The 22,877-nt window shown below is 60.4% G+C and carries 25 protein-coding genes; 13 read left to right on the top strand and 12 right to left on the bottom strand.

Going from position 1 to position 22,877, the window contains the following annotated elements; genetic code table 11:
* Positions 1-202: 202 nt before the first annotated feature.
* Positions 203-1,183: a bifunctional riboflavin kinase/FAD synthetase gene (locus V6S97_RS11615; protein ID WP_060726054.1), complete on the bottom strand. Its 981-nt coding sequence runs from the start codon at positions 1,181-1,183 to the stop codon at positions 203-205.
* A 32-nt stretch (positions 1,184-1,215) separates the two neighbouring features.
* Positions 1,216-2,064 carry a TIGR01459 family HAD-type hydrolase gene (locus V6S97_RS11610; protein ID WP_031234240.1) on the bottom strand — a complete coding sequence of 283 codons (849 nt, stop codon included), beginning with the start codon at positions 2,062-2,064 and terminating at the stop codon, positions 1,216-1,218.
* 369 nt (positions 2,065-2,433) lie between these two features.
* Here V6S97_RS11610 and groES point away from each other — a divergent pair, with 369 nt between their 5' ends.
* From groES to V6S97_RS11590, 4 genes are all read left to right on the top strand, one after another.
* Positions 2,434-2,730 (top strand): co-chaperone GroES, encoded by a 297-nt coding sequence (gene groES / locus V6S97_RS11605; protein ID WP_003494080.1) that lies wholly within the window; start codon positions 2,434-2,436, stop codon positions 2,728-2,730.
* A 74-nt stretch (positions 2,731-2,804) separates the two neighbouring features.
* Positions 2,805-4,439 carry a chaperonin GroEL gene (gene groL, locus V6S97_RS11600; RefSeq protein ID WP_003503181.1) on the top strand — a complete coding sequence of 545 codons (1,635 nt, stop codon included), beginning with the start codon at positions 2,805-2,807 and terminating at the stop codon, positions 4,437-4,439.
* A gap of 628 nt (positions 4,440-5,067) precedes the next feature.
* A complete protein-coding gene (locus V6S97_RS11595; RefSeq protein WP_003503182.1) occupies positions 5,068-5,502 on the top strand; it encodes a hypothetical protein in 435 nt (144 codons plus the stop codon).
* A 156-nt stretch (positions 5,503-5,658) separates the two neighbouring features.
* Positions 5,659-6,105 (top strand): DoxX family protein, encoded by a 447-nt coding sequence (locus V6S97_RS11590; RefSeq protein WP_003503183.1) that lies wholly within the window; start codon positions 5,659-5,661, stop codon positions 6,103-6,105.
* Positions 6,106-6,171: 66 nt separating this feature from the next.
* Here V6S97_RS11590 and hisG read toward each other — a convergent pair whose 3' ends face one another.
* From hisG to hisS, 4 genes are read right to left on the bottom strand one after another with little or no spacing between them, the layout of a single operon-like run.
* Positions 6,172-6,864 carry an ATP phosphoribosyltransferase gene (gene hisG, locus V6S97_RS11585; RefSeq protein ID WP_020010529.1) on the bottom strand — a complete coding sequence of 231 codons (693 nt, stop codon included), beginning with the start codon at positions 6,862-6,864 and terminating at the stop codon, positions 6,172-6,174.
* Entirely contained in the window at positions 6,861-7,988 is a 1,128-nt protein-coding gene (locus tag V6S97_RS11580) for an ATP phosphoribosyltransferase regulatory subunit (protein WP_003503185.1), read from the bottom strand. Before V6S97_RS11580 ends, hisG begins: the two co-directional genes overlap by 4 nt.
* 16 nt (positions 7,989-8,004) lie before the next feature.
* Positions 8,005-8,373 (bottom strand): VOC family protein, encoded by a 369-nt coding sequence (locus V6S97_RS11575; RefSeq protein ID WP_111792423.1) that lies wholly within the window; start codon positions 8,371-8,373, stop codon positions 8,005-8,007.
* Positions 8,374-8,377: 4 nt separating this feature from the next.
* Positions 8,378-9,901, bottom strand: a complete 1,524-nt coding sequence (gene hisS / locus V6S97_RS11570) for a histidine--tRNA ligase (protein WP_334426832.1) — start codon at positions 9,899-9,901, stop codon at positions 8,378-8,380.
* A gap of 157 nt (positions 9,902-10,058) precedes the next feature.
* Between hisS and relB the strand changes: the two genes are divergently transcribed.
* The 5 genes from relB to copM are packed head-to-tail and all read left to right on the top strand — an operon-like array spanning position 10,059 to position 12,181.
* On the top strand, positions 10,059-10,292 hold the full coding sequence (gene relB, locus V6S97_RS11565; RefSeq protein WP_003503188.1) for a type II toxin-antitoxin system RelB family antitoxin: 234 nt from the start codon (positions 10,059-10,061) through the stop codon (positions 10,290-10,292).
* Positions 10,276-10,545 carry a type II toxin-antitoxin system RelE family toxin gene (locus V6S97_RS11560; protein ID WP_003503189.1) on the top strand — a complete coding sequence of 90 codons (270 nt, stop codon included), beginning with the start codon at positions 10,276-10,278 and terminating at the stop codon, positions 10,543-10,545. Before relB ends, V6S97_RS11560 begins: the two co-directional genes overlap by 17 nt.
* Positions 10,546-10,551: 6 nt before the next feature.
* Complete coding sequence (locus V6S97_RS11555) at positions 10,552-11,316, top strand: hypothetical protein (protein WP_334426831.1); 765 nt, start codon at positions 10,552-10,554, stop codon at positions 11,314-11,316.
* A 41-nt stretch (positions 11,317-11,357) separates the two neighbouring features.
* Positions 11,358-11,750, top strand: coding sequence for a hypothetical protein (locus V6S97_RS11550; RefSeq protein WP_003503191.1), 393 nt, complete (start codon positions 11,358-11,360; stop codon positions 11,748-11,750).
* Between the two features lie 56 nt (positions 11,751-11,806).
* The gene (gene copM / locus V6S97_RS11545; RefSeq protein ID WP_060726049.1) at positions 11,807-12,181 is read left to right on the top strand and encodes a CopM family metallochaperone; all 375 of its coding nucleotides are present in this window, start codon (positions 11,807-11,809) and stop codon (positions 12,179-12,181) included.
* Positions 12,182-12,351: 170 nt separating this feature from the next.
* Here the strand turns inward: copM and V6S97_RS11540 are convergent, their stop codons facing one another.
* Entirely contained in the window at positions 12,352-13,269 is a 918-nt protein-coding gene (locus V6S97_RS11540; RefSeq protein WP_026363679.1) for a LysR substrate-binding domain-containing protein, read from the bottom strand.
* Positions 13,270-13,350: 81 nt separating this feature from the next.
* On the opposite strand from V6S97_RS11540, the gene V6S97_RS11535 reads away from it, so the two are divergent.
* On the top strand, positions 13,351-14,394 hold the full coding sequence (locus tag V6S97_RS11535; protein ID WP_060726048.1) for a YeiH family protein: 1,044 nt from the start codon (positions 13,351-13,353) through the stop codon (positions 14,392-14,394).
* Positions 14,395-14,409: 15 nt separating this feature from the next.
* On the opposite strand, the gene V6S97_RS11530 is transcribed toward V6S97_RS11535, so the two are convergent.
* On the bottom strand, positions 14,410-14,856 hold the full coding sequence (locus tag V6S97_RS11530) for a hypothetical protein (protein ID WP_080865875.1): 447 nt from the start codon (positions 14,854-14,856) through the stop codon (positions 14,410-14,412).
* A complete protein-coding gene (locus tag V6S97_RS11525) occupies positions 14,853-15,482 on the bottom strand; it encodes a DNA-3-methyladenine glycosylase I (RefSeq protein ID WP_020010519.1) in 630 nt (209 codons plus the stop codon). The genes V6S97_RS11530 and V6S97_RS11525 overlap by 4 nt, the downstream gene beginning before the upstream one ends.
* A gap of 237 nt (positions 15,483-15,719) precedes the next feature.
* On the opposite strand from V6S97_RS11525, the gene V6S97_RS11520 reads away from it, so the two are divergent.
* Positions 15,720-16,499 carry a L,D-transpeptidase gene (locus tag V6S97_RS11520; RefSeq protein ID WP_003503197.1) on the top strand — a complete coding sequence of 260 codons (780 nt, stop codon included), beginning with the start codon at positions 15,720-15,722 and terminating at the stop codon, positions 16,497-16,499.
* Positions 16,500-16,763: 264 nt separating this feature from the next.
* Positions 16,764-17,423, top strand: a complete 660-nt coding sequence (locus V6S97_RS11515; RefSeq protein WP_003503198.1) for an outer membrane beta-barrel protein — start codon at positions 16,764-16,766, stop codon at positions 17,421-17,423.
* 224 nt (positions 17,424-17,647) lie between these two features.
* On the opposite strand, the gene glcF is transcribed toward V6S97_RS11515, so the two are convergent.
* From glcF to V6S97_RS11500, 3 genes are all read right to left on the bottom strand, one after another.
* The gene (gene glcF / locus V6S97_RS11510) at positions 17,648-18,949 is read right to left on the bottom strand and encodes a glycolate oxidase subunit GlcF (RefSeq protein ID WP_112295385.1); all 1,302 of its coding nucleotides are present in this window, start codon (positions 18,947-18,949) and stop codon (positions 17,648-17,650) included.
* 3 nt (positions 18,950-18,952) lie between these two features.
* Positions 18,953-20,167, bottom strand: a complete 1,215-nt coding sequence (gene glcE, locus V6S97_RS11505; RefSeq protein ID WP_111794396.1) for a glycolate oxidase subunit GlcE — start codon at positions 20,165-20,167, stop codon at positions 18,953-18,955.
* Between the two features lie 241 nt (positions 20,168-20,408).
* Positions 20,409-21,842 (bottom strand): FAD-linked oxidase C-terminal domain-containing protein, encoded by a 1,434-nt coding sequence (locus V6S97_RS11500; protein ID WP_111794375.1) that lies wholly within the window; start codon positions 21,840-21,842, stop codon positions 20,409-20,411.
* A gap of 110 nt (positions 21,843-21,952) precedes the next feature.
* Here V6S97_RS11500 and V6S97_RS11495 point away from each other — a divergent pair, with 110 nt between their 5' ends.
* The gene (locus V6S97_RS11495; protein WP_003503202.1) at positions 21,953-22,852 is read left to right on the top strand and encodes a LysR family transcriptional regulator; all 900 of its coding nucleotides are present in this window, start codon (positions 21,953-21,955) and stop codon (positions 22,850-22,852) included.
* Positions 22,853-22,877: the final 25 nt, after the last annotated feature.

The raw sequence follows: 22,877 nt of genomic DNA, 5'->3' as shown, positions 1-22,877 counted from the left end.
AATGCCATGACAAGCGCCAAAATCCCGGACCTTCCGGCTCGTCAGAGCGGGCGGAAGGCCGGGCCAATAATTCGGCCAATCTGAACTGTAAACTTCAACCGGTATTGGGACATGGCCGGTTGTTTATGCGGTTTTCCGGCAAAAAGGAAGAGAAAAGCGACGGCAATATAGCCCGGAATATGGGCTGACAGGTCTCATCAGATCAAAACGCAATCTTCGCATCCAACGCGCTGAGCGGGCGCACGCCCGATAACATCGCTCTCGCCTCTTCTTCATCGCGCCTGATCTGGGCGACGAGCGGATCGAGGCCATCGAATTTCAGTTCATCGCGCAGGTGCCCGAAGAAGGAGACCGAACAGACCTCGCCGTAGAGATCGCCGGAGAAATCGAAGACGAATGTTTCGAGCAGCGCCGCGCCGTTTTCTGTGACGGTCGGACGATAACCGAAGCTTGCCACGCCATCGTGGATAGAACCATCGGGGCGACGGAACCGCACGGCATAGATGCCGGCCTTCAGTTCCGTTTCCGGGGCGAGCGCCATGTTGGCGGTGGGATAACCCAGCGTGCGCCCCAGCTTCTGGCCGCCAATGACCTCGCTTTCCACCGTGAAGCGGTATCCGAGCAGGCCTGCGGCGCCCGCCACATCACCCTCGCACAGAAGCGAGCGGATACGGCTGGAGGAGACGACATCCGCACCCTCGTCGCGGAAGGCATCCACCAGCGTCACGTCAAAACCATGGCGTTTGCCGGCCTCCATCAGGAATGCCGGGCCACCTTCCCGGCCCTTGCCGAAATGGAAATCGAAGCCGGTGACGACGGCGCTGGCATGAAGCCAGTCGACCAGGATGGATTGAACGAATTCCTCCGCCGAGCGCTGCGAAAATTCCCGGTCGAAGGGATATTCGATGACGGAGCGGAAACCGATGGCCTCAAGGATACGCGCCTTCAAAGGCGCGGGCGTGAGGCGAAACACCGGCGTGTCGGGACGGAAGACGGAACGGGGATGCGGCTCGAAGGTCAGCACCAGCGCGGGAACGCCACGGGCTTCCGCCAGTTCCAGAGCACGATCCAGCACAGCCCGGTGGCCGCGATGCACGCCGTCGAAATTGCCGATGGCGATGACGCCGCCACGAAGAGCTTCCGGCAGCGGCTCCTTTTTTTCATTGCGGTGAAAGACGGTCATGGCAATCGATCCATTCCTGCGCCAGCTATTCCTCAGGCGAGACGGGGCATCCACCAGCCGGGAGCAGCACCCTGCCCCTTGAGATAGGCGTTGAGAAGCGCCTCGTCCGTCTGGCCGTTCAGCGTATATTCGGCAGCGTGAATGCCGCCGCTGATATAGAGAAGGTTGAGACCGCTCGCAATCGCGCCCTTCACATCCGTCGGCATGCCGTCACCGATGGCGAGCACGCGATCCTTGGCGAAGGCGCCGCGCACTTCCCTGGCCGCAGCTAAGCAGGCTTCATAGATCGGCGCATGCGGCTTGCCGGCAATGCGGACTTCGCCGCCGAGCTGTTCGTAATAGGCGGCCATGGCGCCGGCGCAGGGAATGATGCGCTCGCCGCGTTCCACCACCAGATCGGGGTTGGCGCAGATCATCGGCACCTTGCGGGCAATGAAGCCCTTGAGCATTTCGGTATAGTCTTCGGGCGTCTCCGTCTCGTCGTCGAAGAAGCCGGTGCAGACCACGGATTCCGTTTCCGCCTCGCCGACACATTCGACATCGAGACCTTCCAGCAGCGGCATGTCCCGTTCCGGGCCGAGCAGGAAGACCTTTTTCGGGCCTTCCGCGATCAGACCACGGGTAACGTCGCCCGAGGTGATGATGCGGTCATAGGCCTCATCAGGCACGCCGAGAACGCGCAACTGGGCGATGACGCCGGGGGCGGGACGCGGCGAATTGGTGATGAGCACCACCGTCTTGCCAGCCTTGCGCGCTTCCCGCAGCGCAACCGCCGCATCCGGAAAGGCGCTCACCCCATTGTGCAGCACGCCCCAGACATCCGAAAGAATAACGTCGAACCCATCAGTGATTTCGCCGAGAGTGAGAATGCGGTGGGCCATGAGATGCTTTCCGGATGCGAGAAGAGGGTGTGCGTCACATCGCAAAGCGGGACGCCGATGGCAAGGAAAAAAGCGGCGCGTGACCGGTCTTCGGCCCCGCCTGACGCAGCATGAACACAAATGTCCCGCAGATGGATGCGACGCGCATCGCGCGAAAAGAATGTCGTCATGGCGCGCATCCGCACATGGGAAATTTCTGTCATGGAACGCTGATAACCATAAGCCATGAAATTTTTCAGACAGGGCGTTCTTGACTCCGGCAGACGCCCTCCTTATCTCGGTTCCGCTGGCACTCGATAAAGGAGAGTGCTAACACCCATCAGGCGAGTTCCAAAAGCTCGCGCAGTCATTTGATCGAGGGATTAGGCAATGACAAGCACCAATTTCCGCCCGCTTCATGATCGCGTCGTCGTTCGTCGCGTTGAGTCCGAAGCAAAGACCAAGGGCGGCATCATCATTCCCGATACCGCCAAGGAAAAGCCGCAGGAAGGCGAAATCGTCGCCGTCGGTTCCGGCGCTCGCGATGAGGCCGGCAAGGTCGTCGCTCTCGACGTCAAGGTTGGCGATCGCGTCCTGTTCGGCAAGTGGTCGGGCACCGAAGTCAAGCTCGACGGCGAAGACCTTCTGATCATGAAGGAAGCCGACATCATGGGTATCATCGGCTGATTTCGCCGAACCCATCGTTTCCTTAAATTTCAAGCCGGATCCATTCCGGCCGTTCGAAACCAGGAGTTTTGAAAATGGCAGCCAAAGAAGTCAAATTCGGCCGCTCAGCGCGCGAAAAGATGCTCAAGGGCGTCGACATTCTCGCTGATGCAGTGAAGGTAACCCTCGGCCCGAAGGGTCGTAACGTCGTTATCGACAAGTCCTTCGGCGCTCCGCGCATCACCAAGGACGGCGTTTCGGTCGCCAAGGAAATCGAACTGGAAGACAAGTTCGAGAACATGGGCGCACAGCTCGTTCGCGAAGTTGCCTCCAAGACCAACGACATCGCCGGTGACGGCACCACCACCGCAACGGTTCTGGCCCAGGCCATCGTTCGCGAAGGTGCAAAGGCAGTTGCTGCCGGCATGAACCCGATGGACCTCAAGCGCGGCATCGATCTTGCTGTTGCAGAAGTCGTCAAGGACCTTCAGGCCAAGGCCAAGAAGATCAACACTTCGGAAGAAGTTGCACAGGTCGGCACGATCTCCGCAAACGGCGAGCGTCAGATCGGTCTCGACATCGCTGAAGCAATGCAGCGCGTCGGCAACGAAGGCGTCATCACTGTTGAAGAAGCCAAGACCGCTGAAACCGAACTCGAAGTCGTCGAAGGCATGCAGTTCGACCGCGGCTACCTGTCGCCTTACTTCGTGACCAACCCGGAAAAGATGGTTGCTGACCTCGAAGACGCATACATCCTTCTGCACGAAAAGAAGCTTTCGAACCTCCAGGCTATGCTGCCGGTTCTCGAAGCTGTCGTTCAGACCGGCAAGCCGCTCGTCATCATCGCTGAAGACGTAGAAGGCGAAGCTCTTGCAACGCTCGTCGTCAACAAGCTGCGTGGCGGCCTCAAGATCGCTGCCGTCAAGGCTCCGGGCTTCGGCGACCGCCGCAAGGCCATGCTGGAAGACATCGCCATCCTGACCGGTGGTACCGTCATTTCCGAAGACCTCGGCATCAAGCTCGAAAGCGTTACCCTCGACATGCTCGGCAAGTCGAAGAAGGTTTCGATCTCCAAGGAAAACACCACGATCGTTGACGGCGCAGGCCAGAAGTCCGACATCGAAGGCCGCGTTGCCCAGATCAAGGCGCAGATCGAAGAAACCACTTCCGATTACGACCGCGAAAAGCTGCAGGAACGTCTTGCCAAGCTCGCTGGCGGCGTTGCCGTGATCCGCGTTGGCGGTTCGACGGAAGTTGAAGTGAAGGAAAAGAAGGACCGCATTGACGACGCTCTCAACGCGACGCGCGCTGCTGTTCAGGAAGGTATCGTACCGGGCGGCGGCGTTGCCCTGCTGCGTTCTTCCACGAAGATCACCGTCAAGGGTGCAAACGACGACCAGGAAGCCGGCATCAACATCGTGCGTAAGGCTCTGCAGTCTCTGGTTCGCCAGATCGCAGAAAACGCAGGTGACGAAGCTTCCATCGTTGTCGGCAAGATCCTCGACAAGAACGAAGACAACTACGGCTACAACGCCCAGACCGGCGAATATGGCGACCTGATCCAGCTCGGCATCGTCGACCCGGTCAAGGTTGTACGTACGGCTCTGCAGAACGCAGCTTCGGTTGCTTCGCTGCTGATCACCACCGAAGCCATGATCGCCGAGCTTCCGAAGAAGGAATCGGCAATGCCGCAGATGCCCGGCGGCGGCATGGGCGGCATGGACTTCTAATCAGTCCTGTCACTGGAATAAGAAAGGGCGGTCTTCGGACCGCCCTTTTTCTTTGCCGTCCCTGCACGTTTGACGAAAGGGGCGTCATCTTTGGGCCTGTCCCGAGCATCTGCAACCGATTGATTTCCCGCGACGTGATTAGATCCTCGGCACGAGGCCGAGGAGGACGTCGTCTCTCTTGCGAGAGATGCCTCATAAAATCAACCGATTGCATAATTCTGAAGGCCGAAAGCGGAAGCGCTCAAATATTGTCCCGTTTTGGAACAGCCGTGATTTTATCCGGCTATTTTTTGCCATCCCATGCAATAATGCGGCAGCGCCATGAGCGAATCACCACCCCATACGGGCCTGATTTCCACTCGGACCGGCTTATAAGTGCGCTATTTAGTTGTGCTTTTTCGCAAATCTCGCGATTTTGAAGAAGAAATACATAATATTTTTGATTTTCTCACTGACTGGTTGTTGTAGGTAGGGGAAAATAAACTATAAGTCAGCCCCCGTAAGGGTTCCGCGACTGGGCGGCGAGCATTGAAGGGGTTTCGATGCTTGGCAAACACGTTCGACTGCGGGTGGCGGTAAAGGTTCAACCTGGCAGTGGCGCTAGAAATGGCGGCGCTGGCACGTGTTCATGCGGGGGCGCGATTTGTTTGAAATATCAAGACGCAACGATGCTCTGCCAACGGCGGTGACGACCACGCCCGATCCTCGGACCATGTCGCATTTCTTCATTTCGGAGGAGTGGAGCAGCGATCTTTCGAGCGGCGTCATCCGGCTCGGCGAACACGCATCATTCATGCACGGCCTGCCGCCGGGCGAGTGCGGCTTGCTGAGCCTTGTCCGCTGTTACGACCGCGCTGACCACGCCCGCGTGCTGGAACTTTTCGAGCAGGTTTCCACGGCGCCCTCACGTTTCTGTTTTTCAACCGGCCTTTCCATCTTGCCGGCAATGCGGCAGCCGGTCATCTGCATGGGTGAATCTTCCGGCTTCGAAGACGGCCAGCAAGGGCGCATATCAGGGCTTTTCCTGTTTCCGCGTCTTGAGGATATTCGCTTCGCCGCCTAAGGCTTTTTGCAGCGATGCCATCCACCGTTCACAAAATGAAGACAATTTGTCTTCTGTTGTTCATCTTTATGGATGAGTGATTTTCCGACATTGATGTCTCCAGACATTGCCCTGCAGATCAACCGGCAACACGCCGATCAATTACCGGAGATATCCATGTCCAGCAGCCAGAACGTTCTCGTTCTCATCGCCCGCATTCTGCTTTCCTTCATCTTCATTACTTCGGGCTTCAGCAAGCTCGTCGATCCGGCCGGCACGGCCGGCATGATCACCGGCGCCGGCCTGCCCGCCGCAACCGCGCTTGCCTATGTCGCAGGCCTGTTCGAACTCGTTGCCGGTCTTGCCATTCTCGCTGGTTTCCAGACCAAAATCGCCGCCTGGGCGCTTGCCGTCTTCTGCGTCTTCACCGGTCTGGTTTTCCACAGCGGCACCGTTGCCGTTCCCGGCTGGCCTGAGCCGGCTCTTGGCTGGATCAACACGCTGAACGGCATCATGATGGTGAAGAACATCACGCTTGCCGGCGCTTACATCCTGCTTGCCGCCTTCGGCGCTGGCGCCTACTCCGTCGACGCAAAGCGCGGCGCGGCTGTGGCCCACGCCTGAGCCAGATAGATCGACCAACAAAAAAGCCGCCGGATCGCTCCGGCGGCTTTTTTTGTTCTTACGTCGTCACACCGCCGCCCTTATGCGCGAGGCGATCTCCTCAACCCTCGCATCACCCTCGTGCTCCGGCTTGCGGGCGCGGACAAAGCAGGCTTCCGAGCGGACGATGATGCCGTCGGAGAGGATTTTCAGATGGTTGGCTTTCAGCGTCGAACCCGTTGAGGTGATATCGACGATGATATCCGCCTGCCCCGCCGCAGGCGCACCCTCGGTCGCGCCAAGGCTTTCGACGATACGGTAAAGCTGGATGCCGTGCTGGCGCGAAAAGAACTGCTGCGTCAGCCGCCAGTATTTGGTGGCGATCGCCAGCCTGCGGCCATGACGGGCGCGGAATTCCGAAGCGACATCGCCGAGATCGGCCATGCTGTCCACATCCAGCCAGATTTCCGGCACGGCGACCACGACGTCGGCATGACCGAAACCGAGGCGGGCGCAAAATTCCACCTGCGCATCGGCATTGGTCAGTCCCTCGCGCACAAGGTCCTCGCCCGTCACGCCGAAATCCACCGTGCCGGCGCCGATCTCGCGGGCGATCTCAGAGGCCGACAGATAGGCGATCTCGATATCGTCCCGTCCTTCGATACGGCCGCGATAGGAGCGGTCATTGCCGACTGCCGCGACCTTCAATCCGGCGCGTTCCAGAACGGCGGAAGCGTCTTCCTTCATCCGGCCCTTGGAGGGCAATGCGATGGTGATCATGGCTTGTCGCTCCCCCGCACCGCTTCGATGCGATCCAGCCAGAGCGAAAAACCCACAGCCGGTATTTTTTCCTGTGCGCCGAGCAGCGTCAGCAGCCGGTCGAAACGGCCGCCACCGGCCAGAACGCTGTCTCCACCCGCTTCCACCACCTCGAAAACAAGGCCGGTATAATAATCGAGCGGACGGCCGAAGGCCGCGCCATAGGTGACGGTCTCAAGATCGACACCGGCATTGGCAAGGGCTGCGACACGTTTGTCGAAAGCGGAAAGCGCACCATCCAGCTTCAGCTTCGCCTTTGCGGCAAAATCAGCCAGAACCTGCGAGGCCTGCGGCAGCGGCGCCTTCAGGGCCAGAAACTGCTTGAGCAACGCGAAGCTATCATCCGGCAGGCGGGTGGCCGCAAGCGCCAGTTTCTCCCGCAGACGGCGGGCGATTTCCTGCGGCGAACGGCTGGCATTGGTGGAATAGCCGGTCTCCTGCATCACCGTATCGAGATAATCGACCAGCACCGCCTCGTCGCCAGTCGCCAGCAGGCCCGCGACCCGGGCATCAAGACCGGTCATCGGCTTGGGATGCACGAGGCTTTCCAGCAGCGCGTCGAGCTGCGCCATATCGCCAAAGGCCTGCACCAGCCGCTTCTGCCAGCCGAGCGGCAGGCCAAGGGCGGCAACCACCGCCTCGAACACCTGCTGATCCCCCAGCGTAACGGCAAGCGCCCGGCCCGGCAGCAGGCGCTGCAGAATGCCGGTGGCATCGATGACGGCACGGGCATCGGCAGCGGCAATATCGGTATCGCCAAGGTCTTCAATGCCGGCCTGATAAAACTCGTTCGCACCTTCACGACGCTGGCGGAAGACCTCGCCCAGATAGGAATAACGCTTCGGCGTGCCGGTCGCCGTCTCGATATGGCGCAGGCAGACGGGGATGGTGAATTCCGGGCGCAGGCAAAGGCTCGTCCCCGTCTCGCTCTCCGTCATGAAGATACGGCGGCGCAAATCCTCACCCGCCATATCCAGAAACGGTTCGGCGGGCTGGATGACGGGCGTGTTCACACGGCTCGTGCGGCGCGCGGAGAATTCTTCCAGTAGCTCTCCGGAAAATTCCGGCATGTCGATCAGGGGCATGAAACGGTACTTTTCGTCACGGTTCGAGCGGTTGCATCAATTCGATGCGGTTTCCGAAGGGATCATGGACATAAAACCGGTGATATCCTTCAAGCAGCTCATCCTCAACCACATGGCGGCCTGCTGTTTCAAGTGTTTTTCGCAAGGTTGCCAGATCATCGACCAGAAAGGCCGGATGGGCTTTGCGCGCCGGGCGGAAATCCTGCTCGACGCCGAGATGCAGTTTTATCGAACCCCGGCTGAACCAGCACCCGCCGCGCGCGGCCAGATTAGCGGGCTTGATCTCCTCCGCAAAGCCGAGCAGGCCGCCATAAAAGGCACGCGCCTCACCCTCCCGGCCGGCGGGCATCGCCAGTTGAACGTGATCGAGCGCAAGGATCGCCATGGCTTCAGCGCCCTTCGGCGGCGCGGCGAACGTCCTCTGCCTGATGCTCCAGAATCTCGCGGACCTTCGCCACCAGATCGGCCTCCGGCACGCTGACCTGCGCCACACGCGCCTCGCGCCAGCTGGCATTGTCCTCGATCTCGCCGGAAAGGCGCTTGCCTTCGATCAGATCCTTGATCTGCACCACGCCTTCGGCACGCTCGTCACCGCCCTGGATGATGGCGATGGGGGAGCCGAGACGGTCGGCATATTTCAGCTGGTTGCCGAATTTCTTCCAGTTGCCCTGGTACATTTCAGCACGGATGCCCTCGGCGCGCAGCGCCTGGGTGAAGCGCTGGTAACGGCCCATGCTTTCCACATCGCCATCCATGACGGTGATCAGAACCGGTGCGAGCGGCTTGACCTGGCCGAGCTTGCCGAGGTTCTTGAGCGCGGTCATCAGGCGCGAAACACCGATGGAGAAGCCCGTGGCCGGAACCGGCTGGCCCATGAAGCGCGAAACGAGGCCATCATAACGGCCGCCGCCGCCGACCGAGCCGAACACGACCTTTTCGCCCTTTTCATTGGTGACATCGAAAGTCAGCTCGGCCTCATAGACCGGGCCGGTGTAATATTCGAGACCGCGCACCACGGAAGGGTCGATCTTGATACGCGTCGCGTCGTAACCGGCACCGGAGACCAGAGCGCCGATGATATTCAACTCATCAACGCCTTCCGCACCTTTCGACGTGCCTGCAACCAGTTTTGCAAGATCATCGGCGCTTTCCGCATAGTCCTTGATACCGACGAAAAACAGGACCTTTTCGATCTGCTCGTCACCCAGACCAGCACCCTTGGTGAAATCGCCGGACTCATCCTTGCGGCCGGGGCCGAGCAGCAGCTTCACGCCATCAGGGCCGAACTTGTCGAGCTTGTCGATGGCGCGCAGCACATTCAGACGACGGCCGGCATTTTCCTCGCCGCCGAGGCCGATGGCTTCCATGACGCCATCAAGCACCTTGCGGTTGTTGACGCGAATGACGTAATCGCCGCGCTTGATTCCGAGCGCTTCCAGCGTATCGGCCATCATCATGCACATTTCGGCATCGGCCTGCACGCCGGCGGCGCCCACCGTATCGGCATCGAACTGCATGAACTGCCGGAAGCGGCCGGGGCCGGGCTTTTCATTGCGGAACACGTAGCCAGCGCGATAGGTGCGGTATGGCAGCTGGATTTCGTTGAAGTTTTCCGCGACATGACGGGCGAGCGGCGCGGTCAGATCGTAGCGCAGGCTCATCCACTGATCGTCGTCATCCTGCAGCGAAAACACGCCTTCGTTCGGACGGTCGCTATCGGGCAGGAATTTGCCGAGCGCATCGGTATATTCGAACAGCGGGGTTTCCACCGGATCGAAGCCGTAGAGCTCATAGACCTTGCGGATCTTCTCGATCATCTCATTCACGGCATGAATATCGGCAGCCGTTCGATCCACGAAGCCGCGCGGCAGGCGGGCTTTCAGTTTCTGAGGCTTTTTTGCTTTTTCGCTCATGGGGCCGATCCGATATTTTCCTGAAATTATGCCGGTGTATTAGAGGATGAAGCCCGGTGCGGCAAGCCGCAAAGGCTCCGGTTTTGCTGGCCGGCGCAGGCAAGCGGTGCTATATGGGATACATGTATCCCAATTCGGATCGGGAAGGACGCGACGCATGAGCAAACAGACGGCCATACGCCTGCCTGATGAGACCTATGAGCGGCTGAAAGCGCTGTCCGAGCGCACCGGCCGCACATCCGCCTATTACATCCGCGAGGCGATCGAGAAACATATCGAGGATATGGAAGATCTTTATCTTGCGGAGGAGGCGACGCGGCAGCGCATCGCCAATAAAGAACGCACCTATACTCTGGAAGAAGTGATGCGTGATCTTGATCTGGAAAATTGAGTTTCAGCGCGCTGCCGTCAAGCAACTGGGCGCTTTGACGAAAAGCGATGCCAATCGCATCGTTTCTTTTCTGACGGACCGCATTGCCAGAGATGGCAACCCTCGAAGGACCGGCGCCGCCCTTCAAGGCTCCGAACTCGGAAATTTCTGGCGCTACCGGGTGGGCGATTACCGCATCATCTGCGATATACAGGATCACAAGCTCGTCGTGCTGGTGGTCGAAATCGGCCATCGCCGTGAAATCTACCGATAGGCATTCATGATCCTCGAAGCCCTGCAATATGCCGCCACACGCGCGGTCACGCCGAAAGAATTCCGGCCGCATATACGCTATTCCGTCAACCTCTGGGCGCGCGCCAACCGCTGCGCCAACGCCTGGGCAGAGCATGAAAACAACAGCCGGCAATTCGTGCTGCAATCGGCCAGAAAGCTGAAGCAGCGGCGAACGGCGGTGGTGCTGGGCTCGGGCCTGTTGCGCGATGTGCCCTATGATGCGCTGGTGGCGATGTTCGATACCGTCGTGCTGGTCGATCTGGTGCATCTCGCCAGCGTGCAGGCAAAGCTGCGCCTCAATGCCAAAAAGAATGTCCGCATCGCCAGTCGCGATCTTTCCGGTTTTGACGATGTTCTCGCCGGCCGGCCGGCCGAACCGCTCGATTTCCTGCGGCGGGTGCCCTATCTCGATCTCGTGGTATCGGCCAATCTCCTGTCACAGATCGGCACCGGTGCGCGCCACCGGCTGGAGCGGGAAAAGATCGCAGAAGCCCCGGACGATCTTCTGCCGAAGCTCATTCACACCCATCTGGAAGCGCTGGCTGGCCTGCCCTGCAAGGCCTGCCTGATAACCGACACCTCCTTCGACGTCATCGGCAAGGATGGTAATCTGCACCAGCACGAAGACCTGCTGCATGGCATCGAGCTTCCTGCGCCCGCCGCCGCATGGGAATGGCCGCTTGCCCCGTTTGGCGAGGAAAGCAGGGATTACCGCATCGTGCATCACGTCATTGCGCGCGAACTCACCTGATCGTCATGCTTATTCCATAATTTCCGCGGTAAATTCACGCCATGTCCCAGGTGGTCCGCACATTGATGTTCCTTGCCTGCCTGCTTTACGGCGCAATGCCGGCGCAGATGGCGATGAGCATGCCGACGGGCATGGCGGCTTCCTCACAATCGCCGATGAAACACGACGATGCCCATTCGCATCATGCAGATGATCGGGACCACGGCTCTCAAAAACACGCGGAGAATGCGGCCCATAAAGCGGAAACGGGCGGTTGCTGTCCGCATGGTGACAATGCCGCCCATCCCGGTTCCTGCGCCGCGTGCCTGATCGTGGTTCCACGAACCATCTTCGCCGATAGCGGACGCATGACGTTTGCCTATCCGAAGCCGCAACGCGGCATTGCCTTCGACGGCAAGGCTTTCGCCCCGCCGCTGCCGCCTCCCCGCGCCTGACTGCAGATTTTTCAGACCACCATCGAAAAATCCGTCAGACACAGGAAGGATAATCCATGTCTATCAAAACCATCACGCTGGCCGCCGCTTTCGCAGCCTCCCTCACCATGCCCGTTTTCGCACAGGAGGCGAGCGGCCATGCCGGGCACAGCATGTCAAAAGGCACCGCGAGCGACAGCGCTTCCACCAAGGCCTTCATGGAAGCCAGCAAGAAAATGCATGGCGATATGGCCATCGATTATAGCGGCGATGCCGATGTCGATTTCGTTCGCGGCATGATCCCACATCATCAGGGCGCGATCGATATGGCCAAGGTCCAGCTGGAATACGGCAAGGATCCGGAAATCCGCAAGCTGGCCGAAGAGGTCATCAAGGCCCAGGAAGGCGAGATCGCCATGATGAAGGCCTGGTTGAAGTCCAGGGGTAAGTGATTGACACTGTTAAACGAGGAGCGCCGGTTATGGCGCTTCTCCGAGGTTGCGACTTTCTTCTTCTCCCCGCCGGGGAGAGAAGCAAGCGGCACCCCTTCGCTTCATCGGCGACGGCGTTACGCAAGGGTGAGACGATGCCGGATTTAGGGAATGTTTGGCACACTCACAGCCTAAAGACCCGCGAGGCCGGCCTTGTAATCCTCCGACGCCGCCCGGCTGAGGCGCTCCAGTTCCATCGCCGCCCGGCTGGTATGGCGTTCCTTGTGGCGCAGCAGGGCGAAGTTGCGGGCAGGCAGATCGATGCCGGCGCGGACAAGCAATCCCTGCCGCAGAAACAGGGATGCCACTGAGGCGGACACCGCCGTGGCGGCGCCGCCGGAACGCGCCGCCATCACCACCGCCTCATTGGACGGCAGTTCCAGCATGACGGACAGTTCCGCGGGGTCCACCCCCATCTGCCGCACGGCCGCTTCGAAGGCGGAGCGGGTGCCGGAGCCCTGTTCGCGCAGCACCCAGGAGGTGCCATAGAGCATATCGAGCGCGGTGAGGTAACGACCATCGGCAAAGGGGTGGGCCGAACCGGTGACGACCAGCAGCTTGTCGGAGACGACGGGCTGCACCATCAAAGCCGGCTCATCAATCCTGCCTTCGATGAAACCGACCTCCGCCAGACCATCAAGCACCGCCTGCGTCACCGTCTTGGTATTGCCGATATCAAGCCGCACGGTCACGCCGGGATAGAGTTTCTTGAACTGCATCAGGATCGGCGGCAGCCAGTAGCTTGCAATGGTCTGGCTGGCGCAGACGGTAATTTCACCACGCGTCAGCCCGCCCATTTCGGAGAGAATCAATTCCGCATTGCGCACACGCGCCAGCGTCGCCTTGGCTTCACCCAGAAAAACCCGACCGCTTTCGGTCAATTCAATGTTGCGGCCGACGCGATGGAACAGCTCGACATTATAAAAAGCTTCGAGATTCTTGATAGCGGAGCTGACAGCGGAGGCCGTCAAACCGATAGCTTCTGCGGCCCTTGTGAGGTGTTCGCGTTCGGCAACGGCGATGAAGATGCGGAGCTGTTCAAAGGTCATGATCATTCATTCGATTTTATCGAATAATATATGCCATATTATTTGATAGAATAAAACAGGCGGCTGCGGCATTGTCTGGCCATGGCACAACATCGCACCCTCGTTCATCCCTTTCAGTTTTCGCTCCGCTGGCTTACCCCGCTTCTGCCGGGAATTCTCATCTGCGCGGCGGTCAGCTGCGCCGCCATTCTGGCGGAGCGCTTTCAGGTGCGGCTTGCGGGCCACGCATGGCTTGGCGATCTTGTGCTCGCCATTCTGATCGGCACGCTGCTGCGTTCGCTGGTGTCTCTGCCTGCCGTCGCTTCGGCCGGTATAAAGTTCAGCGCCAAGACGCTGCTCGAAATCGCGGTGGCGCTTCTTGGCGCATCCCTGAGCCTTTCCATTCTCAAAGGCGCAGGCGGCTTGCTGATCGGCGGCATTGCGCTGATCGTCGCGCTGTCGCTGGTCGTGAGCTACGCGGCCGGACGAATGCTGGGCCTGCCGCCCAAGCTCGCGACGCTGATTGCCTGCGGCAACTCCATCTGCGGCAATTCCGCCATTGCCGCCGCAGCGCCCGCCATTGGCGCCAAGCCGGAAGATGTTGCCGCCTCGATTGCCTTTACCGCGGTTCTCGGTGTCGCCGCCGTTCTGCTGATGCCGTTCCTGCCGCAGCTTTTGGGTCTCGATGCCACCCAATACGGCATTTTCGCCGGCCTGACGGTCTATGCCGTGCCGCAGGTTCTGGCGGCCACCGCCCCCCTCGGCGCGATCGCCGTGCAGACCGGCACCATCGTCAAGCTCATCCGCGTTTTGATGCTGGGGCCTGTGATCGCTGCCCTCTCCGTCATCCACGGCCGGTCCGACAAGGGACGCCTGAAGCTGCAGCAGATGGTTCCGTGGTTCATCATCGGCTTCGTGCTGATGATCATGGCCCGGTCCTTCGGACTCATTCCCGAGGCTCTTATCGGCCCCGTTGCCTCGCTCTCCAACATCCTCACCATCATGTCGATGGCGGCTTTGGGCCTTTCGGTCGATATCCGCAGCCTGCGCCATGCCGGCGGCAAGGTCATCATCGCCGCCAGCCTGTCGCTCGTGCTGCTCTGTGTTCTGAGTTTTGGACTGATTGTGCTGACCCAGGCGGCCTGAGCAAAAGGCGGGCCGTTATTTTCCGGTGCTGACCGTCAACGTGTAGTGCGCGCCCAGCCCACGGCGCGGTGATCCCAGAATAAGCGTCGGGCGGATCAGCCATTCCGTATCCGCCTTCGGCGTCAGCGTCGCGACCTTGCCTTCGGAATCGCTGAAGAAGATCGCGTCCTCATCCGGCGTCGAAAAATCGAAGACCGCCATCAGGACGAATTCGCTGGAGGCGGCAAGCTCGATCTTCACCGTCTGCCCGGCCTTCACCTTCAGGCGATAGACATCGCCGCGCCCGCGCCGCGTCCAGCCGTCAAGCTTCAGCGGGCCGGCCGGCGGCAGCGCCACTTCCTTCAGCCTTTCGCCGTCATCCAGCCAGATGCCGTCGACATTGCGGCCTTCTTCGGCGAAGGAGGAATGCGGCACGGCGGCCACGGCCATGGTGAGAGCCAGGAGAAGGGAGGTTACCTTCATGGACGTACAAACTCCCGCCGCATGACCTCTATCGGCTGGCGGCAATGACAGCCTTCGATATGATCGTTGACCATACCCATGGCCTGCATGAATGCATAGACGGTCGTCGGGCCGACGAAAGTCCAGCCCCGCTTCTTCAGATCCTTGGAAAGACGAGTGGAGGCGGCGCTGGTGGGGTTAGCCCTTAACGTCGCATAGTCGAGCCTTTGCGGCCTTTCTGCGGCAGCGGGTTCGAAACCCCAGAAATAACGCGCGAGCGAACCGAATTCGTCGCGCAGCGCCACGGCGCGGCGGGCATTGTTGATGGTCGAAACGATCTTGCCGCGATGGCGGATAATGCCCTTGTCGGCAAGGCAGCGCTCGATATCGGCCTCGCCGAACTCAGCCACCTTTTCGAATTCGAAATTGGCGAAGGCAAGACGGAAAGCCTCGCGCTTGCGCAGAACCGTCAGCCAGGAAAGGCCGGACTGAAAACCTTCCAGACAGATCTTCTCGAACAGGCGGCGATCATCGGTGACGGGATAACCCCATTCCTCGTCGTGATAACGGCTGTAATCTTCCAGCCCCTGCTGCCAGAAACACCGCACAAGGCCATCCGCGCCCGTTTCAAGTCCCGCTTCGCTCATTGTGCCGACAATCCCTTTCGCTACCGCCCGCAAGCGGTGTGAACCTGCGCGCTTACCACTCATTCACCACGTTTCAAAACCGGGCGCTAACCTTAAATCCAGCTTTCCCTAATCAAGCGCTTTTTAATGAACAGCCATTTACGATTCGCTGGCGTCGAGGTGCGAACGTGTCCGGCAAAGCGGGCGAACAGTCCCGCAAATTCATAGTTGCGACATCCCGCAGAGAGAGTCCACCCGATGCCGATGAAGTCCGTTTTTCTGGCGCTGAGCCTCGTTTCCACCCTCGCCGTCCCGGCCGCCATGGCCAATGAGCGTTATCGCGAGCGTCCGCCCGTCGTCGTCAGCCCGGACCTTTCCGCCCCCTGGGTAACCCAGCTCGGTGGCCGCGGCAATGTCCGACCCGTGGTCTATCCGCGCGCACCTGCCGCACGCCAGCCGCTGTTCCAGCAGCGCCAGGCGGCCGCCATGCCGCAGCGACCCAGCTCCGGCGTCACATCGCAGCGCCCGGCACGGGTGCAGAATGCCGCCGTCCGCCCGAACGCACCGGTGCGCACCCAGATCGCGCCGCAATTCCTGCCGCAGATCGTGAACTATGACACCGCTGAGAAGCCCGGCACCATCGTCATCGATACGCCGAACCGCTTCCTCTATCTCGTGCTCGCCGATGGCAAGGCCCGGCGTTACGGCGTCGGCGTCGGCAAGCCCGGTTTCGAATGGGCCGGAACCCACAAGGTGACCCGCAAGGCGGAGTGGCCGAGCTGGACCCCGCCGAAGGAAATGATCACCCGCGAGGCGGCCAAGGGACATTACCTGCCGGCTTTCATGGAAGGCGGTCCGGCCAACCCGATGGGCGCGCGCGCCATGTATCTCGGCTCGACTCTTTACCGCATTCACGGCACCAACCAGCCCTGGACGATCGGCAGCAACAATTCCTCCGGCTGCATCCGCATGCGCAACGAGGATGTCACCGATCTTTACGAGCGCGTGAATGTGGGAACCAGGGTCATAGTGATATGATGGCAACGGTTCAGTCATTCCGGCCGCTGCAGGGCCGGAATGGCGGCGTATCCGCTTGAATTGCCGCCTTGCAGCGGTACAATCCGGCTCACTTCAATGAAATTGAAACTTGGCGGGGGACGCCAGGCGCCGGACCTCTCTCAGGGGGATGACGGAACGGCCTTAAAACGGGTGGTCAATAGACCGCCCGTTTTTCGTTTCTGTCATTCAAATGTTATCAAAAAACGCTTTGGTGAATTACTGATATCAATCTGGATTCACTTCATGTCGCGCCATACTTTATTTGTTTGCGCCCTGCTCTGCAGCGGCGTTTCCTTCTCTGCCGCAATAGCGGGCGAATTTGAAATTTCCGGTTACGGCGGCTGGCAAAGCGCGCCGCACAGCGATGTGAAGGTTTCCGACGGGCCGGATTTCCGGGCCGGATGGGAAGGCAAGTCCTTTTCCAACCCGCCCTATTGGGGCGTGCGCGGCACCTACTGGTTTGATGAAGGCCAGCTCCGGAATTTCGGTATTTCGCTCGATTTCACCCATGACAAGGTCTATGCCGACGACCAGACGCTTGCCCGTTCCGGCTGGTCGCATTTCGAATTCACCGACGGCCTGAACCTTTTGACGCTGAACGCGCTCTACCGCTTTCCGCTGGAATCCCTGCCGATCACCCCTTACGTCGGCGCCGGCGTCGGCATCAACGTGCCGCATGTGGAAGTATATCGTCCCTCGGGCAAGACCTTCGAATACCAGTTCGGCGGCGCAACCCTGCAGGCGCAGGCCGGCCTCAGCTACCGCATCACCGACAATTGGTCGACCTTCGTGGAATATAAGGGCACCTATTCCTTCGTCGACGTCGATATCGACAATGGCGGCTCGTTGAAGACCGACATCATTACCAATGCGGTGAATTTCGGCGTGGCGTATAAGTTCTAGTATCGGAGTAACCACCCTCTTCCCTCATTCCTGTGCTCGCCACAGGAATCCAGCCGTCGCGCGCGTCTGCGCGGCGGGGAGAGTCCTTTCAGCCCAAGTCCTTGGGCTGGCTGGATCCCTGTGACAAGCACAGGGATGAGGAGAAGCCTCCGAAAGGCGCACCGGCCCCGACCTGTCGTCACGCGCCGTCATTCCGGATCGCTGCCTTATCGGCAAACGGCGCACTAAACCGAAAGCCTCGCCGGTTTCGGCCCGCCATAAGCCCAGTCCAGCAGTTCCACCGTATGCAGGATCGGCATATCAGTGCCGGTTCCGATCTGCGTGATGCAGCCGATATTGCCGGTGGCGATGACATCCGCCCGTGTGGCCTCGATGTTCTTCACCTTGCGGGCCTTCAGCTTGCCGGAAATCTCCGGCTGCAGGATGTTGTAGGTCCCTGCTGAGCCGCAGCACAGATGCCCCTCCGCCGGATCACGCACTATGAAACCCGCCGCCTTCAGCAGCTGTTTCGGTGCGAGCGTTATCTTCTGGCCGTGCTGCATGGAGCAGGCGGAATGATAGGCAACCGTCAGGCCCTGGCTCTGCCTTTGCGGCAGATCGAGACGGGCGAGATATTCGGTGATGTCCTTCGCCAGCGCCGAAACCCGCGCGGCTTTTTCCGCATAGGCGGGATCAAGCCGCAGCATGTGGCCGTAATCCTTGATGGTGGTGCCGCAACCCGACGCGGTGATGATGATAGCGTCAAGGCCGCCATTTTCCATCTCCCGGGTCCAGACATCGACATTACGCCTTGCTTGAGCGAGCGCCTCTTCCTCCCGGCCCATATGATGCACCAGCGAGCCGCAGCAGCCCTCGCCCTTCGGCACCACAACCTCAATGCCGAGCCGCGCGAGAAGCCTCAGCGTTGCCTCATTGATACCGGGGTCGAGCACCGGCTGGGCGCAGCCGGTAAGGATGGCGACGCGCCCGCGCTTTTCGCCCTCGGCCGGTCTTTCTCCCGGACGGGTGGAGGCGGAGGCCGCAGGAACAGCAGCGGGGGCGAGAGCGAGCATGGATTGCAGCGGTTTTAGCGCCGGGGCTTTGGCAAGCAGGCCCGCGAAAGGCCGCGCCAGCCTTGCCAGCTGCAAGGCCAGCCGGAAACGGGTGGGATGGGGCAGAACCGCGACCAGAAGATTGCGGATCAGCCGATCCATGAACGGGCGCTTGTACGTCTGTTCGATGTGGGCGCGGGCATGATCAACCAGATGCATGTAATCCACGCCGGAGGGACAGGTGGTGGTGCAGGCAAGACAGGAAAGACAGCGGTCGATATGGGTGACGACCTCACGGTCGGCCGGGCGGCTGTTTTCCAGCATGTCCTTGATGAGGTAAATACGGCCGCGCGGGCTGTCCAGCTCGTTGCCGAGTGTCACGTAGGTGGGACAGGTGGCAGTGCAGAAACCGCAATGCACGCATTTGCGCAGGATTTTTTCGGATTCCGCCACATGCGGATCGGCCAGTTGCTGCGGCGTGAAGGATGTTTGCATGGTTCAGACCGCCCTTTGCATCGTTACGGCCATCTTGCCGGGATTAAAGATGCCCGCCGGATCGAGTTTTTCCCTGATACGTGCAGACAGGATGGCCTCCTCCGCCGGGCGCGGTTCGAAGGCCGCCACAGTGGCGCGCACGGCATCGCTTGCCCTCACCAGCGTGGCATGGCCGCCGCCCAGCGCCTTGATAGCGCCGCGCAGCAAAGCGGCCTCCGGGTCCGCCTCCATCTGCATCCAGACAAGACCACCCTGCCAGTCATAAAAGGCATCGATGCCCGCTTCCATGCGCAGCGCAGCGACGAGTCGGTGGCCGGCGGCAGGTGCAACGGAGACTTTCCACAGCGGCTTGGTATTCTGACCGGCATAGGGCGCGACATCACGCACCTGCCGCCATAAAAGCCCGCTCTCTTCGCCCTCCAGCAGCGCCCATGGCCCGACCCGGTCCATGACGGAGAGGAGCTTGCGGGCGCGCGCTTCCACCGAGGCGGGCAGCCCTTCCAGCCGCAGAATTGTCGCCGGACCTTCCGGCAGGTTGCCATCGATGAAGCGGGAACGCACGCTTTCCGGCAGATGCGCCGCTCCGGAGACCTCGACGCTCAGCGCCATCGCCGCGGCCATGATGCGTGTCGCCGCCTCATCGTCGAGACCGGAAACGACCACGGTTTTTTCCGCAGGCGGTTTCGGCAATACGCGGAAAGTCACCTCCGTGAGAAAACCGAGCGTGCCGAAAGATCCGGCAAGGAACTTCGACAGGTCGAGCCCGGTGACATTCTTCATCACCCGGCCGCCGGCCTTGATGATCTCGCCGCTGCCATTGACGAAACGGATGCCGAGCAGGCTGTCGCGGGCGGCACCCGCCACATAACGGCGCGGGCCGGAAACATTTGCGGCAAAGACGCCGCCGATGGTCGGCTCACCTTCTGTGCCCATGATCGGGCGGTGGTCCATCGGCTCGAAGGCCATCATCTGCCGGTTTTGTGCAAGGGCGGCTTCGATGGTGGCAAGTGGCGTGCCGGCCCTGACGGTCATGACCATTTCGGCGGGGACGTAGGAAACGATGCCAGCCATTGCGCGGGAGCTCAGCCCGGTTTCCGCCGCCACGGCATTGCCGAAACCGGAGCGGGTATTGCCGCCGAAGATTTTCAACGGGATTCTTCGGGTCGCGTGGTCGCGGATGATATCGGCGACCTGGGTTTCTGCGTACGGCGTCAGCATCGGGTTGCGGGCTCCGGGCATGGGACAGCGAAGTTTGCGCAAGGGATACCCCCCTCTGCCCTGCCGGGTATCTCCCCCTCAAGGGGGGAGATCGAATCGAGGCGATCTCTCACTCCACTCTCGAACGCTGCGAATGAAGCGATGCGCGGGCGTCTTGCCGATCTCCCCCCTTGAGGGGGAGATGCCCGGCAGGGCAGAGGGGGGTGAGCCGTACCCACAGAGACCATAAAACTCAAACCCATCATCCCCTCCCCTCCAGCGGAAACACCTTGGAAGGGTTCATCAACCAACCCTCGTCAAAAGCCGCCCGCACCGCCATCTGCTGGGCAAGATCGGCCTCACCATATTGGTGGCGCATCAGATCGCGTTTTTCGATGCCCACACCATGCTCGCCGGTCAAACAGCCACCCGCATCCACACAGAGCTTCAATATTTCATTGCCTGCCTCTTCCGCGCGGGCCGCGTCTTCAGGATCATTGGCATTGAACAGGATGAGCGGATGCATGTTGCCATCACCGGCATGGAAAACGTTTGCGACGCGCAGGCCGAGACGGTCGGTGATCTCGCTCGTCTTTTTCAGCACATAAGAAAGCTGGGAAAGCGGCACCGTGCCATCCATGCAGATATAATCCGCGATGCGGCCCGTTGCGCCGAAGGCGGATTTGCGGCCTTTCCAGATCGCCGCAGCCTCCATGGCCGACTGGCATTCCTTCACCGTCTTCACGCCATGTTTTCGGGCAATGGTGACGATATCGGCAAGCATGGCGTCCATTTCCGCCTCGGAGCCTTCGACCTCCACGATCAGAAGCGCGCCGACATCCAGCGGATATCCCGCTTTGGCGAAGGCCTCGCAGATCTCGATGGCCGGCTTGTCCATGAACTCAATGGCAACAGGGATGATGCCCGCACCGATGATATCGGCCACGCATGAACCCGCTTCTTCCGAGGTTTCGAAACCGAACAGCACCGGGCGCGCGCCTTCCGGCTTGGCGATCAGCCGTACCGTCGCCTCGGTGACGATGCCGAGCTGGCCTTCCGAGCCGCAGACGAGGGCGAGCAGGTCGTAACCGCTGGCATCGAGATATTTGCCACCCAATTCGAGAACAGTGCCATCCACCAGCACCATTTTCACGCCGAGCAGATTATTGGTGGTGACGCCATATTTCAGGCAATGCGCGCCGCCGGAATTCATGCCGATATTGCCGCCGATGGTGCAGGCCAGCTGCGAACTGGGATCAGGCGCATAAAAGAAGCCTTCAGCGCCGGCCGCATCGGAAATGGAGAGATTGGTAACTCCCGCCTGCACCCGCGCCGTGCGATTGTAAAAATCAAGCTCAAGGATCGCGCTCATCTTCGAAAGGCCGATCACCACCGCATCCTCCTGCGGGATCGCCCCGCCGGAGAGCGAGGTGCCGGCGCCGCGCGGCACGACCGGAATGCCGTAGCGATGACAATATTTCATCACCGCCGCCACGTCCTCGGTCGTCTTCGGCAGCGCCACGGCAAGCGGCAGGCGGCGATAAGAGACAAAGGCATCGGTTTCGAAAGGCACGAGTTCGCGCGGCTCGTGCACAAGACAGTCCGCCGGCAGAATATCCTTGAGATCAGCTATGATGCGGTCGCGATCTGCGACCACCTTCGCGCGCGGCTCCAGAAACTTTATCGGCTGTGTCACCGCCCCTCCTCCATGCCATTTCACCAACTGGTATTGTTTCTTTACCACTTTGAAACGGCGCAATCAAATGATATGGATTTTTTCCATTCTGGAAATAATCAAGGGCAACTATGACAAATCTGGGCGATCTGGAAGTCTTCGCAAGCGTTGCCGCCTCCGGCAGCATGTCGCTCGCCGCCAAGGAGCTTGGCTATTCGCCCGCCGTCATTTCCAAGCGCATCAAGCGGCTGGAAGAAAAGCTCGGCGCACGACTTTTCCAGCGCACCACGCGGCAGATTTCTTTGACCGAAGCGGGACAGGGCTTTTACGAGCGAGTGCTGGCCGTACTGGAAGGGCTGGAGGAAGCGGAGGATTTCGTCTCCGGCCGCGCCAACACCGTCAACGGCACACTGAAGGTTTCCGCACCCACCTCCTTCGGGCGCATGCATATCGCGCCGCATCTGAAGACATTCATGGAGCGGCATCCGGACCTCTCGGTCCATCTGGTGCTCAGCGACGAGTTCATCGATATCATCGAGGGTGGTTACGACCTGGCTATCCGTATTGCCGATCTCAACTCCTCCAGCCTCGTCGCCCGCCGTCTGGCGCCGGTGCGCCGCGTGCTCTGCGCCTCGGCGGACTATGTGGCGGCCCACGGCATGCCGGCGACAATCGAGGATCTGAAGAAACACCGCTGCCTGCCGGCGCACAATAACGACGTGTGGCGACTGGAGGGGCCGGGCGGTGCGCTCAGCATCCGGCCGGAGGGAATGCTGGTCACCAATTCGAGCGAAGTGATCCGCGAGGCGGTGATATCAGGACTTGGCATTGCGCTGCGTTCCACCTGGGATATCGGCCATGAATTGCGCAGCGGGAAGCTGGTACAAGTGCTGCCCGGTTATGAGGGATCGCGCAATGTCACGCTGTCGGCGGTTTATCCGAGCCGGCAGTTCCTACCCGCGAAGGTGCGGCTGTTCATCGATTATCTGGCCGGGCTTTATGGGCCTTCACCCTACTGGGAACAAGGCTAAGGCGGCGAGGCCGTATCAGCACCAC

Origin of the sequence: Agrobacterium sp. CCNWLW155, assembly GCF_036888815.1 — a bacterium.
Lineage (GTDB): Bacteria > Pseudomonadota > Alphaproteobacteria > Rhizobiales > Rhizobiaceae > Agrobacterium > Agrobacterium radiobacter.
This window is presented reverse-complemented; position numbering and strand designations above follow the sequence as displayed.

Bases quoted from the DNA above. Each gene is read 5' to 3' on its own strand.
- copM (WP_060726049.1), top strand. From the start codon at position 11,807: ATGTCTATCAAAACCATCACGCTGGCCGCCGCTTTCGCAGCCTCCCTC.
- V6S97_RS11495 (WP_003503202.1), top strand. From the start codon at position 21,953: ATGACAAATCTGGGCGATCTGGAAGTCTTCGCAAGCGTTGCCGCCTCC.
- V6S97_RS11615 (WP_060726054.1), bottom strand. From the start codon at position 1,183: ATGACCGTCTTTCACCGCAATGAAAAAAAGGAGCCGCTGCCGGAAGCT.
- V6S97_RS11525 (WP_020010519.1), bottom strand. From the start codon at position 15,482: ATGAGCGAAGCGGGACTTGAAACGGGCGCGGATGGCCTTGTGCGGTGT.
- groES (WP_003494080.1), top strand. From the start codon at position 2,434: ATGACAAGCACCAATTTCCGCCCGCTTCATGATCGCGTCGTCGTTCGT.
- V6S97_RS11540 (WP_026363679.1), bottom strand. From the start codon at position 13,269: ATGACCTTTGAACAGCTCCGCATCTTCATCGCCGTTGCCGAACGCGAA.
- hisG (WP_020010529.1), bottom strand. From the start codon at position 6,864: ATGATCACCATCGCATTGCCCTCCAAGGGCCGGATGAAGGAAGACGCT.
- V6S97_RS11580 (WP_003503185.1), bottom strand. From the start codon at position 7,988: ATGCCCCTGATCGACATGCCGGAATTTTCCGGAGAGCTACTGGAAGAA.
- V6S97_RS11550 (WP_003503191.1), top strand. From the start codon at position 11,358: ATGTCCCAGGTGGTCCGCACATTGATGTTCCTTGCCTGCCTGCTTTAC.
- V6S97_RS11535 (WP_060726048.1), top strand. From the start codon at position 13,351: ATGGCACAACATCGCACCCTCGTTCATCCCTTTCAGTTTTCGCTCCGC.
- V6S97_RS11555 (WP_334426831.1), top strand. From the start codon at position 10,552: ATGATCCTCGAAGCCCTGCAATATGCCGCCACACGCGCGGTCACGCCG.
- V6S97_RS11575 (WP_111792423.1), bottom strand. From the start codon at position 8,373: ATGGCGATCCTTGCGCTCGATCACGTTCAACTGGCGATGCCCGCCGGC.
- hisS (WP_334426832.1), bottom strand. From the start codon at position 9,901: ATGAGCGAAAAAGCAAAAAAGCCTCAGAAACTGAAAGCCCGCCTGCCG.
- V6S97_RS11610 (WP_031234240.1), bottom strand. From the start codon at position 2,064: ATGGCCCACCGCATTCTCACTCTCGGCGAAATCACTGATGGGTTCGAC.
- V6S97_RS11515 (WP_003503198.1), top strand. From the start codon at position 16,764: ATGTCGCGCCATACTTTATTTGTTTGCGCCCTGCTCTGCAGCGGCGTT.
- V6S97_RS11520 (WP_003503197.1), top strand. From the start codon at position 15,720: ATGCCGATGAAGTCCGTTTTTCTGGCGCTGAGCCTCGTTTCCACCCTC.
- relB (WP_003503188.1), top strand. From the start codon at position 10,059: ATGAGCAAACAGACGGCCATACGCCTGCCTGATGAGACCTATGAGCGG.
- V6S97_RS11530 (WP_080865875.1), bottom strand. From the start codon at position 14,856: ATGAAGGTAACCTCCCTTCTCCTGGCTCTCACCATGGCCGTGGCCGCC.
- glcE (WP_111794396.1), bottom strand. From the start codon at position 20,167: ATGCTGACGCCGTACGCAGAAACCCAGGTCGCCGATATCATCCGCGAC.
- V6S97_RS11595 (WP_003503182.1), top strand. From the start codon at position 5,068: ATGCGGGGGCGCGATTTGTTTGAAATATCAAGACGCAACGATGCTCTG.
- glcF (WP_112295385.1), bottom strand. From the start codon at position 18,949: ATGCAAACATCCTTCACGCCGCAGCAACTGGCCGATCCGCATGTGGCG.
- V6S97_RS11590 (WP_003503183.1), top strand. From the start codon at position 5,659: ATGTCCAGCAGCCAGAACGTTCTCGTTCTCATCGCCCGCATTCTGCTT.
- groL (WP_003503181.1), top strand. From the start codon at position 2,805: ATGGCAGCCAAAGAAGTCAAATTCGGCCGCTCAGCGCGCGAAAAGATG.